9 protein-coding genes and 1 CRISPR repeat array are annotated in these 18,832 nt (G+C 39.5%); of the genes, 5 read left to right on the top strand and 4 right to left on the bottom strand.

Annotated features, from left to right (window positions below; translation table 11 throughout):
• Positions 1-173: 173 nt before the first annotated feature.
• The gene (locus tag P1X15_RS18850; RefSeq protein WP_277339688.1) at positions 174-1,289 is read right to left on the bottom strand and encodes a TlpA disulfide reductase family protein; all 1,116 of its coding nucleotides are present in this window, start codon (positions 1,287-1,289) and stop codon (positions 174-176) included.
• 968 nt (positions 1,290-2,257) lie between these two features.
• On the opposite strand from P1X15_RS18850, the gene P1X15_RS18845 reads away from it, so the two are divergent.
• Positions 2,258-3,829 carry a hypothetical protein gene (locus P1X15_RS18845; RefSeq protein ID WP_277339687.1) on the top strand — a complete coding sequence of 524 codons (1,572 nt, stop codon included), beginning with the start codon at positions 2,258-2,260 and terminating at the stop codon, positions 3,827-3,829.
• A 317-nt stretch (positions 3,830-4,146) separates the two neighbouring features.
• On the opposite strand, the gene P1X15_RS18840 is transcribed toward P1X15_RS18845, so the two are convergent.
• Positions 4,147-5,265, bottom strand: a complete 1,119-nt coding sequence (locus tag P1X15_RS18840; protein ID WP_277339686.1) for a Gfo/Idh/MocA family protein — start codon at positions 5,263-5,265, stop codon at positions 4,147-4,149.
• 140 nt (positions 5,266-5,405) lie between these two features.
• Between P1X15_RS18840 and P1X15_RS18835 the strand changes: the two genes are divergently transcribed.
• Positions 5,406-6,641 (top strand): hypothetical protein, encoded by a 1,236-nt coding sequence (locus tag P1X15_RS18835; protein WP_277339685.1) that lies wholly within the window; start codon positions 5,406-5,408, stop codon positions 6,639-6,641.
• Between the two features lie 378 nt (positions 6,642-7,019).
• On the opposite strand, the gene P1X15_RS18830 is transcribed toward P1X15_RS18835, so the two are convergent.
• Positions 7,020-7,409 carry a hypothetical protein gene (locus tag P1X15_RS18830; protein ID WP_277339684.1) on the bottom strand — a complete coding sequence of 130 codons (390 nt, stop codon included), beginning with the start codon at positions 7,407-7,409 and terminating at the stop codon, positions 7,020-7,022.
• Between the two features lie 331 nt (positions 7,410-7,740).
• Here P1X15_RS18830 and P1X15_RS18825 point away from each other — a divergent pair, with 331 nt between their 5' ends.
• Positions 7,741-7,899, top strand: a complete 159-nt coding sequence (locus P1X15_RS18825) for a hypothetical protein (protein ID WP_277339683.1) — start codon at positions 7,741-7,743, stop codon at positions 7,897-7,899.
• A 351-nt stretch (positions 7,900-8,250) separates the two neighbouring features.
• On the opposite strand, the gene P1X15_RS18820 is transcribed toward P1X15_RS18825, so the two are convergent.
• The gene (locus tag P1X15_RS18820; protein WP_277339682.1) at positions 8,251-9,366 is read right to left on the bottom strand and encodes a Fic family protein; all 1,116 of its coding nucleotides are present in this window, start codon (positions 9,364-9,366) and stop codon (positions 8,251-8,253) included.
• A gap of 774 nt (positions 9,367-10,140) precedes the next feature.
• Between P1X15_RS18820 and P1X15_RS18815 the strand changes: the two genes are divergently transcribed.
• On the top strand, positions 10,141-10,842 hold the full coding sequence (locus P1X15_RS18815; RefSeq protein ID WP_277339680.1) for a site-specific DNA-methyltransferase: 702 nt from the start codon (positions 10,141-10,143) through the stop codon (positions 10,840-10,842).
• A 17-nt stretch (positions 10,843-10,859) separates the two neighbouring features.
• Positions 10,860-11,579 carry an MvaI/BcnI family restriction endonuclease gene (locus tag P1X15_RS18810; RefSeq protein ID WP_277339679.1) on the top strand — a complete coding sequence of 240 codons (720 nt, stop codon included), beginning with the start codon at positions 10,860-10,862 and terminating at the stop codon, positions 11,577-11,579.
• Between the two features lie 151 nt (positions 11,580-11,730).
• Positions 11,731-18,676: direct repeats of the CRISPR family, unit length 29 nt; unit sequence GTTTCAATACCAACAGGTGCAATTGAAAG.
• Between the last annotated feature and the right edge of the window lie 156 nt (positions 18,677-18,832).

Here is an 18,832-nt window from a genome sequence, read left to right as displayed (position 1 = left end):
AATGCACTCCATTATTTCAAGTCAATAGGAACAATAAATTTTACATATCAATACTTCAACTAACCCCTACTCTTTATGCAATATACTAACCCATAAGATAAGGCACGTATACAGTTTATTGAAATTTTATTTTCTCTAAAAAAACCTCAAAAAAAAAAAAAAAAAAAACAAATTCACTTCATAGATATTTCTTTTTCTATCAATTTTTCTAGATACTCTAACTTAAAATCTTTTTCTTCATTCCTATTATACAAAACTAAGCCATCAGATTTAATTAAATACACTTTAGGTATCACTTGAGCGCCAAAAGCCTTCATTAAGTCATCATTAATAAAGGCATGTCTACCTATAATATTAAACTTTTTAACAGCTTTTTCAAAATCCAATATATCTTCATCGGCACTCACAAATACAAAGTCTACGTAATCTGAGTATTTTTTCTTTATATCTAAAACTATTGAAACTTCTTTCAAACAAGGAGCACACCATGATGCCCAGAAATTCAACAACACATACTTTTTCTCATTATTTATAATTTTAATAAAATCTCCATTTATGTCTTTTATTCTTACATTATCAATGAATTGGTTTTTTCTCAGGTCTAATCCAGCAATTATTTTTTTCACCTCCTTACCTTCTCTACTACTTTTTAAGCTTTCAGTAAAAGTATTAAAAATTTTAGTTAAACTATCCGGAGTTATCATATGATTATAGACAACCTCTCTTCTGTACACCCAAAACGAATAATAATTACTGTTATTTTTAATAACAAATTCAGTTTTTTTATTCATTAGTTTATCTGACTTCTCAAAAGCTATACTAGCCAAAGAGTCATTCATTTGGTCAGTATATTTCTGTATAAAATTCACAAAATCAACATGTTCTTTCTTAATAAAATCGTCAAATCTTGACTTTCCTAATTCATTCGGAGCTAGTACATTCTTTAATTTGTAATATTGAAACGGATTTATACTGTCAGATTTAACTATCCTTATCACTCCTGGCTTGTCATTCGCAAAAAAAGTCCCAATAAACTTATTACCTTCTTTTCTTGTATCTGGATACACTAACTTCAAAAACACATATTTTGAAAAATACTTTCCAGTCAAAAACAGCGGCCCATTTTTGCGCGACACCTTAAGCTTATCTTCACTTATACCATTGTCGTAAAAAACATTTAACTTGTCTATCTCCAACTCTTCTGGCAGTATCAAGCTTATTTTAAAAACACCTTGTCCTTTTACTGCACATGACCCCATTACAGATAAAATAAAAATAAAGCATTTCATAAATTTATTTATAATTAAATTTTGTATTTTTTTACAAAAACAAAAAAATATTACAGTTCACTTAAAATTCAGAGATTGTGAAACATATTTTTCATTAGATATTAAATGAAAAATTATTTTTGCCATATGTTTACACCACTAATCAATTCACAAAGAAACACAAACTTTAAATTAAAGTACAACAAAAAAACTAACCAGCAAATAGTAGTATAGCTACATCAGTCTCCTACCATCTACCTTTTTCATTACTTACAATCTACATAGCGTATAACAATACCAACTACATACTTCATTGTGCACACAACTTTATAAGTCAATAGGCTCTGGACATTTAGTTAAAAGTACACCTTGAAGTATATTCAATCAGTATTAAATTAATTTCCACAAAGGTTTATATATTTCTTCTTTATTCCAATACTGGAATTCCAGTAATTTTTCATTTTTCACTTCCTATTATTTTATGCGTATCAGACAATATTATTTATATTAATGCGTTTCATGCTTTTTCCATAAAGAAAAAAAAACCACCCTTCCCTGTTTAAAAAGTTTGAATTTAGCCGAAGTCCAAAAAGCGATTGACATACCCTTACAGAAAGAATGCAGCAGGTACAGTTCAATCAAACTGAACGGTAGAGAGCAGCGTAGAGACAACGGGATACTCAGACATGAAACCAATCAGACAACTCGGCTGTCGCTAGACGTCCTTCTTTATTCCGCCTCCCAACAAATTTCCGCTCAGATAATCAAAGTCTACTTCCAACATTTGTGGGAAATTATCAAGAAAAGTCGTGATTTCTACACTACTGTAATCCACTATTCAACCGTCAATGGAACGCCATTGAAAATGATAATTTCGTAAATTTTAGGGCCACTTACAGGGCACCTCATAGGATAAGTTTTTTTGTTTTCATAGTGATGTAAGGCTTTTAACTCCGATATTTAGGGCAATTAACTAATCTTTACACTCAATGAAACAAGAAAGACTCATTATAGTGCTTTTACTGCTTGCCTTTGTAAACTTTGCCTATTCACAAACCAAATCTAACGCTAAACCCGTTAAAACCACTACCACTTCTAACAAAAGTACTTTGAAAGGTGCATTGCTACCTAGCGACTACAAATACTATCTTTTGGTTCATAGAGGGACATCTGATGCCATAGAAACTAAACCTTATTATACCTTATCTACCAATACCAACTATCTCTCGCCCGCAGAAGGTAATTTCAGTGGTTATGGTGTAATTCTTGACATACGAACCGGAAAAGAAGTGTCGTGGTGGCCAGGCAAAGGAGAAACTTATTATTCTACAAAACATAAAATGCTGTTTAATAGAATCCCTGGCAGTCGAGATCATTTGCTAGGATTCGATTCAACGGGTGTTTTCAAATACGATGTAGAAATGGCAACGGTTAGCAAAGGATCAGCCCTAGACAGAAGCTCCGTAAAACTATCTACGGATTGGTCAAAAGGGTATTTGACTTTTAATAATGATATTTGGAAGGTTGATTTTGATATAACAAAAGGTCAGTTTTCAACACCGACCCAACTTACCTTCAATGGTGCCATGACGGGAGAAATCTTATTTGTGAAAGGAGAGAACGCTATCGTAGGACAGCAAAGCTTCCAAGTTGATAAGATGATTAATTTAACTACCGGAAAATTTAAAGAAATAGATGGTGATTGGATTAACAATAATACTTATATCACTGATTGGTTTTATGCAACTGATATAAATGATCCTTCCAAAAGTGGTTGGTGGTCGTTGGAAAAACAACTATTTCTTCGCAGCAGTCCCAAGTCATTTCATTCAATGTGGTTGAACAGAACCCAAACAAAAGCTTTGTTGTGTGGGTTTCCGACCTATAACGGGGAGGGTGGGTTAACTGACAATGATCAGCCTGCATTTTCAGTGAAAGATTTTGAAGCAAAAAAACCATCGGTCCCTATCCCTACCTCATATATGAGTTCCAGCGCCAAAAGTTTTTTGTTTATGCCCAATGGCTTTACGGGCGTTGTCGGTACTTCTCATGGACTCCTAAAAGAGTTTTCGCCTGACTCAAGTCGGCTCCTCTTAGGCAATGCAGGATGGGTTGGAGGCAATAGAAGCTATTGGACCCAAGAAACGGGGGTTGTGGTACTAGATGTTAAAAATTTGACTGAAAAAGTCATTCCTATTCCGTTTACCGACAACCAGTATAAGTGGACGGATAATTCACATATTATTTTCAATGCTAAATCAGGAAGAAAGATTGACAACGAAGAAATCACGACCGCGACCCAAGGAACGTATATTTACGATCTTAACACCAATACTTACAAGCGTATTTCGAACTATTTAATAAATGAGATTAACACCGGAATGACAAACCTTAGTATTGATGTGTGGTCATTTCCTGAGGCCAATTTCGTCGTATTTAGGGCAAATGATATCTTATTCAGATGCCGACCTGATGGTAGTGAACTTACGCCTATTGTGAAGTTTCCCGGATTATATGCCATTGATGGCCGTTTTCTTTCGAAAGATATTGAACTCCATTAAGTGTCTTTCACTCTTACAAAACCTTTCAGCTCTAACTTCTTAGTTTTATTAGCGCAAAGTGCAAGTATACCGAAATAAACTACAGGTTAAATCGGTATGCTTGCGCTTATAATTAATTCAAGTAGTTATGCCTGCTGAAACAAGGGCTTTGTGAAAATGCAATACAAGTAGTGCTTGATATGTGTTAAGCAAAGTCGTGATTGATACATTGTACTGAAACTGACAGATAATTGACATCAATAAGCATTGGTAAGGCATAAAGCTATTTTAACGATAACAATGCCATTTTCTGTCGAGATCTATTTGTGGGCATGTTCTTATCTTATCAAAATCTTCTTACCTGTCTTTGCTGCTTTGTAGATGGCATCCACAATCCGCATGTCTTTTAAACCTTCCTGACCCGCAATGTGCGTGGGAAGGGGTTGATTAGTCAATAAAATCCGGGCAATTTCATCCATTTGCTGGGTTTGCTGGTTGATAACCGGAAAATTCAATTCACCGGTGGAAGTCCGTCCTTTGAATGGCCCATAACTCAAGGCAGGACTTAACTCAAAAAAACCTTTATCGGCTCCTGCATAAAACCGGTCAATGGCAAAGTTATAACTACTCACTGAGGAACAAACCGCTCCGCCGGGAAAGTATAGTTGCCACGAAATAGATGCTTCTACCTCCGCAAAATACGCTTTGTTAGTATTGGGGCCAAATTGCGCAGTTACAGAAATCGGCTCTTCTCCAAGTACATACCTGGCACTTTGGATGCAATACACACCCAAATTCATCAATGGCCCGCCGCCCGATAAGGCTTTTTTCATTCGCCATTCATTAGGATCGCCCGGTGCATCCGTTTTGTAACCCAACGAAGCCTCAATGTACCTTACTTGCCCAAATACTTTCTCTTGTCCCAATCTTTTGATTTCCAAATGTGTGGGTTCGTAGTGTAACCGATATCCCACTGCCAGCTGCACTCCTTCATCTTCACACACCTTTATCATTTCTTCACAGTCTTTAGCGTTGAGTGCCATAGGTTTTTCTACAATAACGTGTTTTTTTGCCTTTGCGGCCCTAATGACATACTCCTTATGCATGGCGTTGGGCAAGAGTACATATACCAAATCAATATCTTTGTTGCTGATAATCTTATCAAAATTTTGGTAATTGTATACATTTTGTGAAGGTACACGGTAGTTTTTTGCCCATTCGGCCGCCTTGGTGGGCGTTCCCGAAACCAGTCCGCTCAAACGGCAATAGTTTGATGATTCTAATCCATACGCTACGGCATTGGCATATCGTCCTAAGCCACAAAGTGCCACATTGAGTTTTTGGTCGTTGTTGGAGTTAATAAAGTTGTTAGACGGTAAAGTGAGGCCGGAAACCGATAACAACGAACTACCCAAACCTATATTTTGTAAGAATTTTCGACGCGATACGTGGTTCATATTTCAAAAATTTAGACGTGATCAGATAATTTTATACATTATACTTTTTGACAAAAGTACCTTGCATATAATAGCGCACAAATCAAGGCTTTTTCAAATATATTCAGATTTGTTCAAACTCATAAATCATTCATTTTCAAATGAATAAAGAAGCACATTCGCTCAAAAAATGCCAAAAGTCCATCGAAGAAAAACTGGCTTGGGGAAGTAGTGAACACTGGCAAAATCAAGATTTTGAAAACCTCAGTGAACGTATTTTTGAAGAAACACGCACACAATTGAGCACCAGCACCCTAAAAAGGCTCTGGGGAAAGATACCTTACGACAGTACTCCTAACTTGGGAACACTCAATGCGTTGGCACAATTTGCAGGTTATGATAGTTGGCGTACATTCAACAGCACACAAGTGGCTCTACTGCCTCCTCCTACTATACCTTCTGTTACAGTTGCTATTTCCCAACCTAACCGGTTTAGATTCAGTATGATGTTGTGTCTTTTCATTTTACTGATGCCTCATTCGTTGTCAGCTTTTTGGAATTATACCCCAAATCTTCGGTATCATCATATCCGCTTCAGCAGTCAATTCATAACGAAGGGTTTACCCAATACCGTTTTTATTAAATACAATGTCATGGACTCCAACGCCGACAGTGTGTTTATTCTACAAAACCAAGACACGCACCAACGCATAAAAGTAGATAAACACAAGTCTCAATGGGCACACACTTATTATACTCCGGGGGTTTACCCTATTCAACTCGTACTCAATGACTCGGTTATACAAAACCACGATTTAATCATCGAAACTGACGGTTGGCTGCGCATGATGGACAAGAAACCTATTCCTATTTATTTTTCTAAAAAACAGGTTGACTATTCCAAACCTATCGACATCACAATGGCTGACCTGGAGCAAGCTAAACCAAGTTTGTTCCAGTCAGTGCCGTGGGTAAGTTTGTTTAAAGTACAAAAAACAATGGCGGTACCGAGTCAGCACTTCGTAATGGAAACATCGTTGAGAAATACTTTTGGGAAAGGTGATGGTGTGTGTCAGCAAACCAAAATATCCTTACTTGGTACCAAAGGAACAACAGTAATACCACTTTGTGCTAAAGGATGCGTAGCAGATTTAGAGGTCATACTCAACAACCGCATTTTTGACGGCCACACCGAAGATTTATCAGGTTTAGGCGTTGATTTCAAAGATTGGGTAGAGGTTCGTTGCGAAGTAAAAAGTCATTCGATGAAGGTTTTTGTAAATGACAAACTGGCTTTTAGTCGTCCTATTGAGCATAACATCGGAACAATTGTAGGTACGCGCATCCAGTTTTTTGGCACGGGCGAAGTGAAACGATTTGAATTGAAGCGATACTGACTTGTCCGTCTCATAAAATTAATTTTAATCAGTAACTGTTTAGGTAGCCCATTGAAAGCTACCTAAACAGTTACAAATTTATTTATATAAAAACATAACTTATATTTCTTTATGACAATATACCGCATTGTAGTTACTCCTTTAATTATTGCTTTTTCTTTTGTCATACAAAATGTACAAGGGCAATATCAACACTTTGAAAAACAATTAAGAAACAACGCAATTAGATTCGACGTCTCTTGAAGCGGCAGTCCCTTACCCCTGCCTGATGCTCTTGATTTAAATTTTTCCGAATTTTTCAAAGCCAGAATTTCATTGATCAAATCGCTGGCCACTATCGGTAAGTAGCCGGCAATTGATTGCCGGCTACTTCGTTGGTTAAGGACAAGGCGTGTAACTAATGGCAATGCCTGAATAATTGATATCCAGAGCTGAACTTTCTAATCGATTAACCATATAACTCCACTGCGTTAAGAGTTGTGTAGTACTGCCACCTTTGACATCAGAAATATTAATGGTTTTTTTATCCGATGAAAAACTCCATTTTCCAGTATCGGGCGTGTCAGTTATTTTGAGTCGTTGTTGCCAACTGCCGTCTGCAGCAAAATATTGTTGGGCAAAGTTTCCGCCGGGACACCACCATTTATTGGCAATGAATTGTTCTGGTGAATTTCCCGGAGCGGGTTCCTCACTTTTATTGCATGAAAACAGGGTGAATCCCAGTAATAAATACAGGACAAATCGAAGCGAAATTGTTTTACTTGTCATAGCTAGAAATGTGTTAGTTTATACAAAACTAAACACGAACTGCTTGTGCAACAAACCGTTAAGTAAATCTGTTATAGCAATCACGACATCGACTGACCATTCCTAACCAGATTTCTTGTCTCATAAACGCCCGTTTATAAAATAAAATTTGTCTCGCAAAACGGGCGTATTAGAGAGACAATCTTTACTCTTTTAAACTGCTAACGTTTATATCTTTTACTATCACAAATCGCCCTCTCATAAATCAATGTCTCATTACATTATTTCTAGCTGACTTACTGGTCCTTCTCAGAACTACAGTTTCACTGTTTTGCAGAATACCTTCTGGTACATGTCATTTACTAATTTACGCCTAGGGAATCGACGCATGACCAATGCTTTGGCAGTAGGCGGTCGCCAACAAACGACGGTCTTGCAATACCGAGACCTGTTCAAAACCATGTTTCAGGGCATGTTGCTATCCTACAGCATCCCAGTCAAAGGTTTTTAATAAAATTATCAGGATAGAGTGAATTGATTTTAAAAAAAAATTGTTAGCTCATACTAATAAACCAAGCCTTAAAAAAGGCTTTTACAAATTAATACATATCAAACCAAACATCGCGAGGCTTTGAACCTCCCCAAGTAGATATTTTACAAGAGCATAATCGATTAATATACAGGTACTTACGCAAAATAAACAATATATTTTTTTGTTTGGTACAACATAGGTACAACAACATTAGATTCTTTACTTTTCCTATCTCATTTTTTCCAACAATTTTATTTTAGTACAAGCCTTCTCTGAAAAGTGAAGCGACTGCCGTAGATAAATTATCAATGGGTCTATTTTTTAGCGTTTTTAATTGCTCTTTGGGATACGGGTTTCAAGCTTGTAACTTGTACTTCTACCACCTGAATCCTCTTTGACCAAAACACCCTGCTCCACTAAATTTTGTATATCTCTCAAGGCGGTATCCGTTGAAGTCTTGGTGATTTTGGCCCACTTGGATGTATTGAGTTTCCCATCGAAGCCATCTAATAATTTATTGAGCATCAATTTTTGACGGTCATTGATGTTTTTCTCAGAGAAAAATTTCCAATATCGTGCTTTGGTTATTACTGAGGTAAGAATGTCTTCCGTGGCTGATAATGCCCTGTCCAGGCAAGTCAAAAACCAATAAACCCACTCTGTGATGTCTAAATCTCCCCGTTGTGTCTTTTCCAAAATATGATAGTAGTCTTTGCGTTCTAGTCGAATTTGGGCAGACATGCTGTAAAAGCGCTGATGACTTCCATCCGCACGCGCCAGTTGCATATCAGCAATAGAGCGGGCGATACGCCCATTACCGTCATCAAATGGGTGAATGGTCACAAACCACAAATGAGCCATAGCCGCCTTGAGCACAGGATCTATGTTGTTTTGGGTATTAAACCATTCTATGAACTGAGCCATTTCCTGGGGTAGTCGTTCGGAAGAGGGAGCTTCAAAATGAACCCTCTCACGACCTAAAGGTCCTGATACTACTTGCATCGGGCCATTCTCATTATCCCGCCAATTTCCTACGGTGATTTTGTACATACCGCTGCGTCCTGTAGGAAACAGCGCGGCATGCCAGCCGAAGAGGCGGTCTTCTGTAAGAGGCTGATCGTAATGCTGCGTGGCATCCAATAGCATTTCCACCACCCCTTCGATATGGCGGTCTGTGGGAGAGAGTGCTCCAATGTCTATACCTAGACGGCGGGCAATACTGCTGCGTACCTGTTCGGCATTGAGGATTTCGCCTTCAATTTCATTGGATTTAAGAACTTCTAAGGTCAATGTTTGCAGCACGGCTTCTTCCTGCAAAGGGAAGCCTAAGCTTTCCATTCGGCCAATGAGTTTCCCCTGTTTATGGCGAACGGAAGCCAGCAAATCCATAATCACTTGCCGATCCCATGAAAAATGAGGCCATAAAGGTCGTTGATGGATGTACATATTGTATTCACCGCTTGTTGTGCGGTAAATGTAGCATGTAATTACCGCATTGTCAAGATAATTGCCGCATAGTTTGCGGTAATTGGACGGTATATTCGCCGCATGACCACCTTGTTAGGGATAAATTGCTGATAAACAAAAGCAATATTGGAGGCGTTTTTTAAATAATTATACAGGTATATACTTTATAAAATATCAGCTAAGTAAAACACAAAATTTGAAATATAAACCTACCTCAGCCATCTCTGAAAGATGATAAATATCGCCAAAAAAATAGCCCAAAGGAGTAGCAAAATGACCGAAGATAATATCTTCGGAGATGAACCCTTGACTATTGAATGAACTAGATTTTTGTCTGTGGCCAAGGCACTGAAACGGTTGGAGAAGAAAGCAGAATACATCAATGTAAATTCGCAGAAGAGGCTTATAAGGTGAATGAGACCGTTATCTATTCATTAATTCTTTAGAGTTTGTTCCAATATTCTTTCTTTACTCAATATGTAGGATATTGAAATTTTGACCCTTAACATAGTTATTGACACCAGTTAGGTAGCTGCCATAGAATGATAACGATGGAAAAGTATCATCCGTTATCTCTTTTCGCTTTATTGTTGGAGGTGGTTCATGCCGCGTAATGCAGTACTCTTACAATCGAAGCCGGTTTCCTCCCAGCTTATCCTGAAAGTTGTTGAACCGGTACGCCTCCAGAGACCCGTAATTAAATCTTTAAAACCATGGATTGGTAAAATTCACTGCGCCGACTGCATTGACCTAATGAAACAGCTCCCCAAAGAAAGCGTTAGTGTCATCGTTACCTCACCGCCTTACAATCTTAAAAACTCTACCGGCAACGGGATGAAGGACGGACGGGGTGGCAAATGGTCCAATGCCAGTTTGATTAACGGCTATACTGACCATGACGATTGCATGCCGCATGAAGAGTATGTTCAATGGCAACGCAGATGCTTAACGGAAATGATGCGCGTTTTAAAACAGGATGGTGCCATCTTTTATAACCACAAATGGCGGGTACAGGACGGCCTCTTACAGGATCGCTCAGACATTGTTGCCGGCTTTCCGGTAAGACAAATCATTATTTGGAAGCGCAAAGGCGGCATTAACTTTAATGCCGGTTATTTTTTACCAACGTATGAGGTTATCTATCTTATCGCAAAACCGGACTTTAAACTGGCCCCGAAAGCAAACGCAATGGGCGATGTGTGGGAAATACCGCAGGCCCGTGACAATGAGCATCCTGCCCCTTTCCCGATTGAATTGGCGGAAAGATGCATAGCTGCCACGAATGGCGGTGTTGTGTTGGATCCTTTTATGGGCTCCGGTACTACCGCGATTGCCGCCGAACATCTTAATAGAGAATGGATCGGTGCGGAGCTGTCCGCTGAGTATTGCAAAATGGCAAAGAATCGTATTAAAAAGGTAATCACTCACAAAAATAAAAGCACAGTAGGAACCTAATGCCCCCAAAGCTGCCAATGCCTGCGAATTTACCTCGTTCAGCAACGGCCAGCTTTAAAAAAATAGCCGAGATTCTTGAAGCGGGAACTTGGGCTTTCCCCACAGACGGCAAGTATAACGGCAGCGGTGCGCCGGGCAGATACCTTGAAGATCTGCTAGGGATAAAGGAAAATAATGCGGACTCTCCTGATTTGAACGATTGGGAAATTAAATTCCATGGCGGAACGGCTCTTTTAACTCTTTTTCACAAAGACCCCGAACCGAAGGGAATCATTAAAGAGGTCGTCAATGATTATGGATGGACCGATGCACAGGGGCGTATCAGTTTTCGTCATACCATAAGCGGTCAAACGAAGCGTGGTTTTTGTGTACTGAATGAAACCGACAGGATCATCATTAAGAACACGGCACAGACCGGCGCAACTCCCTACTGGTTGCATAATACCATTTTAAATGCACTTTCTTCCAAGCTGAGACGGTTAATCGTCATTGAAGGAGAAATGCACTCTAATCCTCGAAGTGTAACGTATAAGGAAGCAACGGCCTATTGGGAGCCGGATATAACAGGCTTTATTCAGGCAATCCTGGAGGGCGTTATTTGCGTTGACTTTGATGCCCGAACGAATGAAGGCCGTGGGTCAGCCATAAGAAATCACGGCACAAAATTCAGAATTAAAAATGATGATGTAGCAAAGATTTACGCTAATAAGCATAAAATAATTGCCGGTGTAGGTTAAAATTATGGGTAATAATATACTCAAAGCCAATCTATAATTTCTTGGTTTACATTAGTAAGTTTGCCCATCTTTCCAACAAAATGGCACAGGGGTTCAGAATGCTGGTGTAATTGAAGGCATGGCAAGTGTTCAAAATACCCATATTTGACAAGTTTCAATACCAACAGGTGCAATTGAAGGTTAGGGTATTACGAGGTGGTAATGAGGTAGCGACAGGTTTCAATACCAACAGGTGCAATTGAAGGTCCTTCCCAATGGTGCCGAAATCGAATTTCCAAGCGCGTTTCAATACCAACAGGTGCAATTGAAGGCAGTAATTGATTTGAAACCCGTTGGAAGCATGCCCGAGTTTCAATACCAACAGGTGCAATTGAAGGTTATCCTGATGCGGTGGAAACGGGACAGGTCAAGGAGTTTCAATACCAACAGGTGCAATTGAAGGACGTTGTTAGCTCCGCTCCCCGAAACCGTGATCCCTGGTTTCAATACCAACAGGTGCAATTGAAGGGGCGATTGGCCAAGGGTGAGCCAGCGCTGGAAATTTGTTTCAATACCAACAGGTGCAATTGAAGGTTTGTACGCTCTCCTTACCGTTACCGTTTTTTCGAGTTTCAATACCAACAGGTGCAATTGAAGGAGGTAAAAAATAGGGTAAAAAACCGCGAAATTCAGGTTTCAATACCAACAGGTGCAATTGAAGGAAAAGAAAAGTCTACTGGCAAGGTTATTCGGCTAAAGTTTCAATACCAACAGGTGCAATTGAAGGAACTAGGAGGTTGATTTTGTGTCCTGTTAATACAAAAGTTTCAATACCAACAGGTGCAATTGAAGGCGTTATTAGAGGTGTCAGATTCACAAATATGCCAAAGTTTCAATACCAACAGGTGCAATTGAAGGCGATGACCATTATCTCCTCTCCGCTCTCCTTCTCAAATGTTTCAATACCAACAGGTGCAATTGAAGGCTACGGTAAAAACGGAAAGGTAGAGACAATCATCGTAAGTTTCAATACCAACAGGTGCAATTGAAGGTCGGAAGTAGTTTTAGAACCTAGTTCGATACCGCGTTTCAATACCAACAGGTGCAATTGAAGGCTTCACGGGGCAAACATTCAATACCACCCTCAGCAGTTTCAATACCAACAGGTGCAATTGAAGGAAGTATGACCCCAATGATACCGTAAGCTCTGACGAGTTTCAATACCAACAGGTGCAATTGAAGGAAGTATGACCCCAATGATACCGTAAGCTCTGACGAGTTTCAATACCAACAGGTGCAATTGAAGGTTGCTGCCAAGTTAGTAGAACCACCTGCACCTCCCACGTTTCAATACCAACAGGTGCAATTGAAGGATCAATCCACCTCTCCTGAGCGAAAGAGGAAACGAGTTTCAATACCAACAGGTGCAATTGAAGGAAGTTTGCTTTTCGAGGAAAGAGTTTCGAGCTTGAGTTTCAATACCAACAGGTGCAATTGAAGGACCAATACATCTACCTCCGCAAAGCGCTGCCCACTAGGTTTCAATACCAACAGGTGCAATTGAAGGCTGCATGATAATTTGTAAACTCTGTTCAACATTTCTTGTTTCAATACCAACAGGTGCAATTGAAGGCAGCTGTGAAGTTTTCTTGTGCCTCAATGCTAACCACGTTTCAATACCAACAGGTGCAATTGAAGGGAGATGCTTACGAAGCAACTTTGAACGCACAAACGAGTTTCAATACCAACAGGTGCAATTGAAGGTAATTAAAATGACAATGAGCTACCGATGCCAAATATAGTTTCAATACCAACAGGTGCAATTGAAGGCGAAGCGCAACGGCTAAATGGTATCGCTATCGTAGGTTTCAATACCAACAGGTGCAATTGAAGGAAACATACTCAATCACTTGAGAGCGCTTATCTTTGCGTTTCAATACCAACAGGTGCAATTGAAGGTTCTTCGCGCACTTTCTTCATGATTACCTCTTCCTGTTTCAATACCAACAGGTGCAATTGAAGGTTTCAGTTTGCCAACCAAATATTTTTTCTACAATTTGTTTCAATACCAACAGGTGCAATTGAAGGTTGAAGCCTGAAGCCGAATTACCGCCCGAACCTGAGCGTTTCAATACCAACAGGTGCAATTGAAGGTTGCCGATGCAGATACAATTGATTCTAACATTTGCTTAGTTTCAATACCAACAGGTGCAATTGAAGGCATGACATTAAAAATTTAAAAAGTTTATAATTACCAAGTTTCAATACCAACAGGTGCAATTGAAGGTTTGTTTGATGCAAAGGATAAGAAAGTAGCCGATTTCAGTTTCAATACCAACAGGTGCAATTGAAGGCAATGTTTTTGATAGGCGCAAGAGATAACATCATCTAGTTTCAATACCAACAGGTGCAATTGAAAGTAGGTCCTTTTTGTTTGAGAGCTTCATAAAACTCGTTTCAATACCAACAGGTGCAATTGAAAGCTGAGGACGCCGTTTCTGCTTGTGTGGCACTACTTGCTGGTTTCAATACCAACAGGTGCAATTGAAAGCAACTTGGGTACAAGCGGTAAAGAGCTTGCAACCTGTTTCAATACCAACAGGTGCAATTGAAAGAAATTACAGGGCTATCGCCAGACTCGAAGAAGTTGCAGTTTCAATACCAACAGGTGCAATTGAAAGTTTAAACGCGAAGGTGAACACAACACCTTCATCACGTTTCAATACCAACAGGTGCAATTGAAAGTGATAAGTATTTAAGCTCATTGAAATAAAATTATAAAGGTTTCAATACCAACAGGTGCAATTGAAAGTGGTTATCTTCTTTACCAATTGCCACCTTTCAGCGGGTTTCAATACCAACAGGTGCAATTGAAAGCTAAAATGAGCAAAGAAATAAAATTCCCCGTTGTGTAGTTTCAATACCAACAGGTGCAATTGAAAGAAACGTGTATTTGCTTTTGTACTTCTTTCAGGGTATCGTTTCAATACCAACAGGTGCAATTGAAAGAGCTGCTACAGTGGCCACCAGCGAGCTAGGCGCGCGTTTCAATACCAACAGGTGCAATTGAAAGTTATGAATTACAAACAATGCTTGGGCTATGATAACACGTTTCAATACCAACAGGTGCAATTGAAAGGAAAAAGGCAACACAGGCAATGCCCGGGGGCATATGTTTCAATACCAACAGGTGCAATTGAAAGAGCCGATGCGGTGCTTATTGTTGTGCTGCAAATCGCGTTTCAATACCAACAGGTGCAATTGAAAGACTTTGCGCTCGACTTTCTTGGTCACTTCCCCGTCCAGTTTCAATACCAACAGGTGCAATTGAAAGTACGATAATCAGTGGCGCTATAAGATGAAGCGCCTATGTTTCAATACCAACAGGTGCAATTGAAAGAAATATATTGGGCATCAATCCAGTGTGGTGGAAAACGTTTCAATACCAACAGGTGCAATTGAAAGCGCTGTCTCTTCGACAGTGAGCAGAGGGTCAATGGGTTTCAATACCAACAGGTGCAATTGAAAGTGATGAGTTCGGCCAACCAAACCATGAACAGGCTTTGTTTCAATACCAACAGGTGCAATTGAAAGCCGCTCAGCTCCTTACTGTCTAGCTCCTTCAGTAGTTTGTTTCAATACCAACAGGTGCAATTGAAAGGAGAAACAATGTTTTCAATTTTGGCAATGGACTCCTGTTTCAATACCAACAGGTGCAATTGAAAGCCGACAACACGCGATACAGAATCACGGTCGCCAACGGGTTTCAATACCAACAGGTGCAATTGAAAGTAAAAGAGAAAACTCGGGCCGAAAGTGTAAATTTTGTTTCAATACCAACAGGTGCAATTGAAAGTAATGAAATACCTGCCTATTATGCAAAAATGGTATAGTTTCAATACCAACAGGTGCAATTGAAAGTTTTGGAATGATATTGCTTATTAGGCTTGACATAGTTTCAATACCAACAGGTGCAATTGAAAGACACTTCAATTTGAACTTGACCTGTAACCCTACCCACGTTTCAATACCAACAGGTGCAATTGAAAGATCCAACACTTATCAGTTTTGATATTGCCGAAGACTGTTTCAATACCAACAGGTGCAATTGAAAGTGTTCTTGCGGCCAGCGGGATACTTCGCCAACTACGGGTTTCAATACCAACAGGTGCAATTGAAAGAACAAGTCCCGAAAGGGCATAAAGTCACTTTTAAGGAGTTTCAATACCAACAGGTGCAATTGAAAGTTTTTAGGGAGAAAAATGTAGAGCTTAGCAGCCTTCGTTTCAATACCAACAGGTGCAATTGAAAGGAAATATCTTCGAGTAAGTAACAATATCGTCGAAAGGTTTCAATACCAACAGGTGCAATTGAAAGAGGTCTTAATGTCCGATATACTAGGGTTTTGGCACTCGTTTCAATACCAACAGGTGCAATTGAAAGAAGAACTTTTAAAACTAAAAGAGGGACAAACAGTTTTGTTTCAATACCAACAGGTGCAATTGAAAGAGGTCTTAATGTCCGATATACTAGGGTTTTGGCACTCGTTTCAATACCAACAGGTGCAATTGAAAGAAGAACTTTTAAAACTAAAAGAGGGACAAACAGTTTTGTTTCAATACCAACAGGTGCAATTGAAAGACAGCTACCGACCGCGCTAGGGTTACTTTTGTACCTTGTTTCAATACCAACAGGTGCAATTGAAAGGGACATTCGGTGACACGTACTCACCAAAGCCAGAGAAGTTTCAATACCAACAGGTGCAATTGAAAGGTTCGAATACGCCGCTTTCATCAGCAAGAAGTGAATGTTTCAATACCAACAGGTGCAATTGAAAGTAGCAATGGTACTACCCCAATTCCTACCACCACTGGTAGTTTCAATACCAACAGGTGCAATTGAAAGATTTTGATTGTAAATATTGGTCGAAAATAAACAAAAGTTTCAATACCAACAGGTGCAATTGAAAGGCGATTTACAACGCAAATAAAGGGGCTTTCGACAAATGTTTCAATACCAACAGGTGCAATTGAAAGGCGGGATGATGGCGGTAAGCAACGAGCAGATAAGGTTTCAATACCAACAGGTGCAATTGAAAGAACGTGGGGCAGCTCTCAAGCAACCGTCAAAACGTGTTTCAATACCAACAGGTGCAATTGAAAGGGATTAATTATCTCCTGCACCCTAGTGTTTCTATTGGGTTTCAATACCAACAGGTGCAATTGAAAGCAGTAAAAGTAAAAGAGGAGGTGCGCACGGTTAGTGTGTTTCAATACCAACAGGTGCAATTGAAAGCCGCTTTAAGCCTAATCCTAGTATGCAGGGGTTTGTAGTTTCAATACCAACAGGTGCAATTGAAAGTAGTATGTTTTGGCCGCTGTTGACGCCTGACCCTTGTTTCAATACCAACAGGTGCAATTGAAAGAACCACCCATCTATCGTTTTTTTGAAAAATAATACAGTTTCAATACCAACAGGTGCAATTGAAAGATTGAAAACCCTTAAAATTTCAGAAGCATGAAAAGGCGTTTCAATACCAACAGGTGCAATTGAAAGTTTGCCGACCAATCCAACGACCGGCAAAAACTTTAGTTTCAATACCAACAGGTGCAATTGAAAGGTATGCCTTTTTCTCTGAGGGTGTAGCTTTTGCGCGTTTCAATACCAACAGGTGCAATTGAAAGGGAAGTAATCGATGCGCAAGTCAACGCTATTGACTAGTTTCAATACCAACAGGTGCAATTGAAAGGGTAATGCCTGGCCCAACAATGTGATTAGTAACGCCGCGTTTCAATACCAACAGGTGCAATTGAAAGTTTGCGATAATAATCGCAGGAGACTCAGATACAAGGTTTCAATACCAACAGGTGCAATTGAAAGTGGGACGGACGTACAACAAAAATATGGGGTCACTTGTTTCAATACCAACAGGTGCAATTGAAAGTGTTTTCTTGTGTATCATGAGAATTATCAATCCAGCGTTTCAATACCAACAGGTGCAATTGAAAGAGGAGTCTCACCACGGCATCTCGACTAATCTGCTCACGTTTCAATACCAACAGGTGCAATTGAAAGTCTAAGCATGTGCTAGAAAAAAGAATCCACCATACCAGTTTCAATACCAACAGGTGCAATTGAAAGAAGCCGCTATCTCCCTCGCCTCCCCTGCTGCCAAAAGTTGTTTCAATACCAACAGGTGCAATTGAAAGACCGCTATAACGTAATCATTGGCGAGGATATTGACACGTTTCAATACCAACAGGTGCAATTGAAAGCTAAATCTTTAATCCTCTCAATCATTGCGGCAATTGGTTTCAATACCAACAGGTGCAATTGAAAGGCGCAAAGCTATTGGAGGTAAACAAAGCCTACGTGTGTTTCAATACCAACAGGTGCAATTGAAAGTTACTTTCATTGGTCTTATTGGCGTGGCAATTTTTGTTTCAATACCAACAGGTGCAATTGAAAGGGTTCAGGTAAATGTGGATGGCCAATTGGGTACCAGTTTCAATACCAACAGGTGCAATTGAAAGTCTTAGCTTCGTAACGATTTGGAACGTCATGGTTCGGTTTCAATACCAACAGGTGCAATTGAAAGCGAAATTTGCGAAAAGTAGTATTGTAGGGTATGCTAGTTTCAATACCAACAGGTGCAATTGAAAGCGAAATTAAAAATGGGGAAGTATTTCCTGTTTTTGTTTCAATACCAACAGGTGCAATTGAAAGATATGAAAGTTAAAGGTTATTTCAGAAGCGACAGCGAGTTTCAATACCAACAGGTGCAATTGAAAGCTCTTGCGGTTAAGTCAATGCTTCTACACTGAATACGTTTCAATACCAACAGGTGCAATTGAAAGAAGTAGCGACACTCCAGTTAGGATTGAATACAATAGTTTCAATACCAACAGGTGCAATTGAAAGACGAAGATGATTTGGCTGGCAGGTTACTTGCTCGAGAGTTTCAATACCAACAGGTGCAATTGAAAGAAGGTACAGGACCTTTATGCGGTGCAATAACAATATGTTTCAATACCAACAGGTGCAATTGAAAGTTCTCGATTTCCTCCAGAATGGGCGCGTTGATTACAAGTTTCAATACCAACAGGTGCAATTGAAAGCCAAAGAAGTACTTTCCGATAAAGACTTTCGAGATTGTAAACTAAACTGTGTCACCCCAAATTGAATCAAAGGGGGAAAATAAGTAACTTAGTTTTAACTTATAGACACAATGAAAACTGACGAATCCTTTAATTTCGAGCGCTTCAAGGAAGAAG

Source organism: Runella sp. MFBS21, assembly GCF_029433105.1.
GTDB lineage: Bacteria > Bacteroidota > Bacteroidia > Cytophagales > Spirosomataceae > Runella.
Note: the sequence above shows the minus strand (reverse complement) of the source record. Positions and strands in the feature narration are given on the sequence as shown.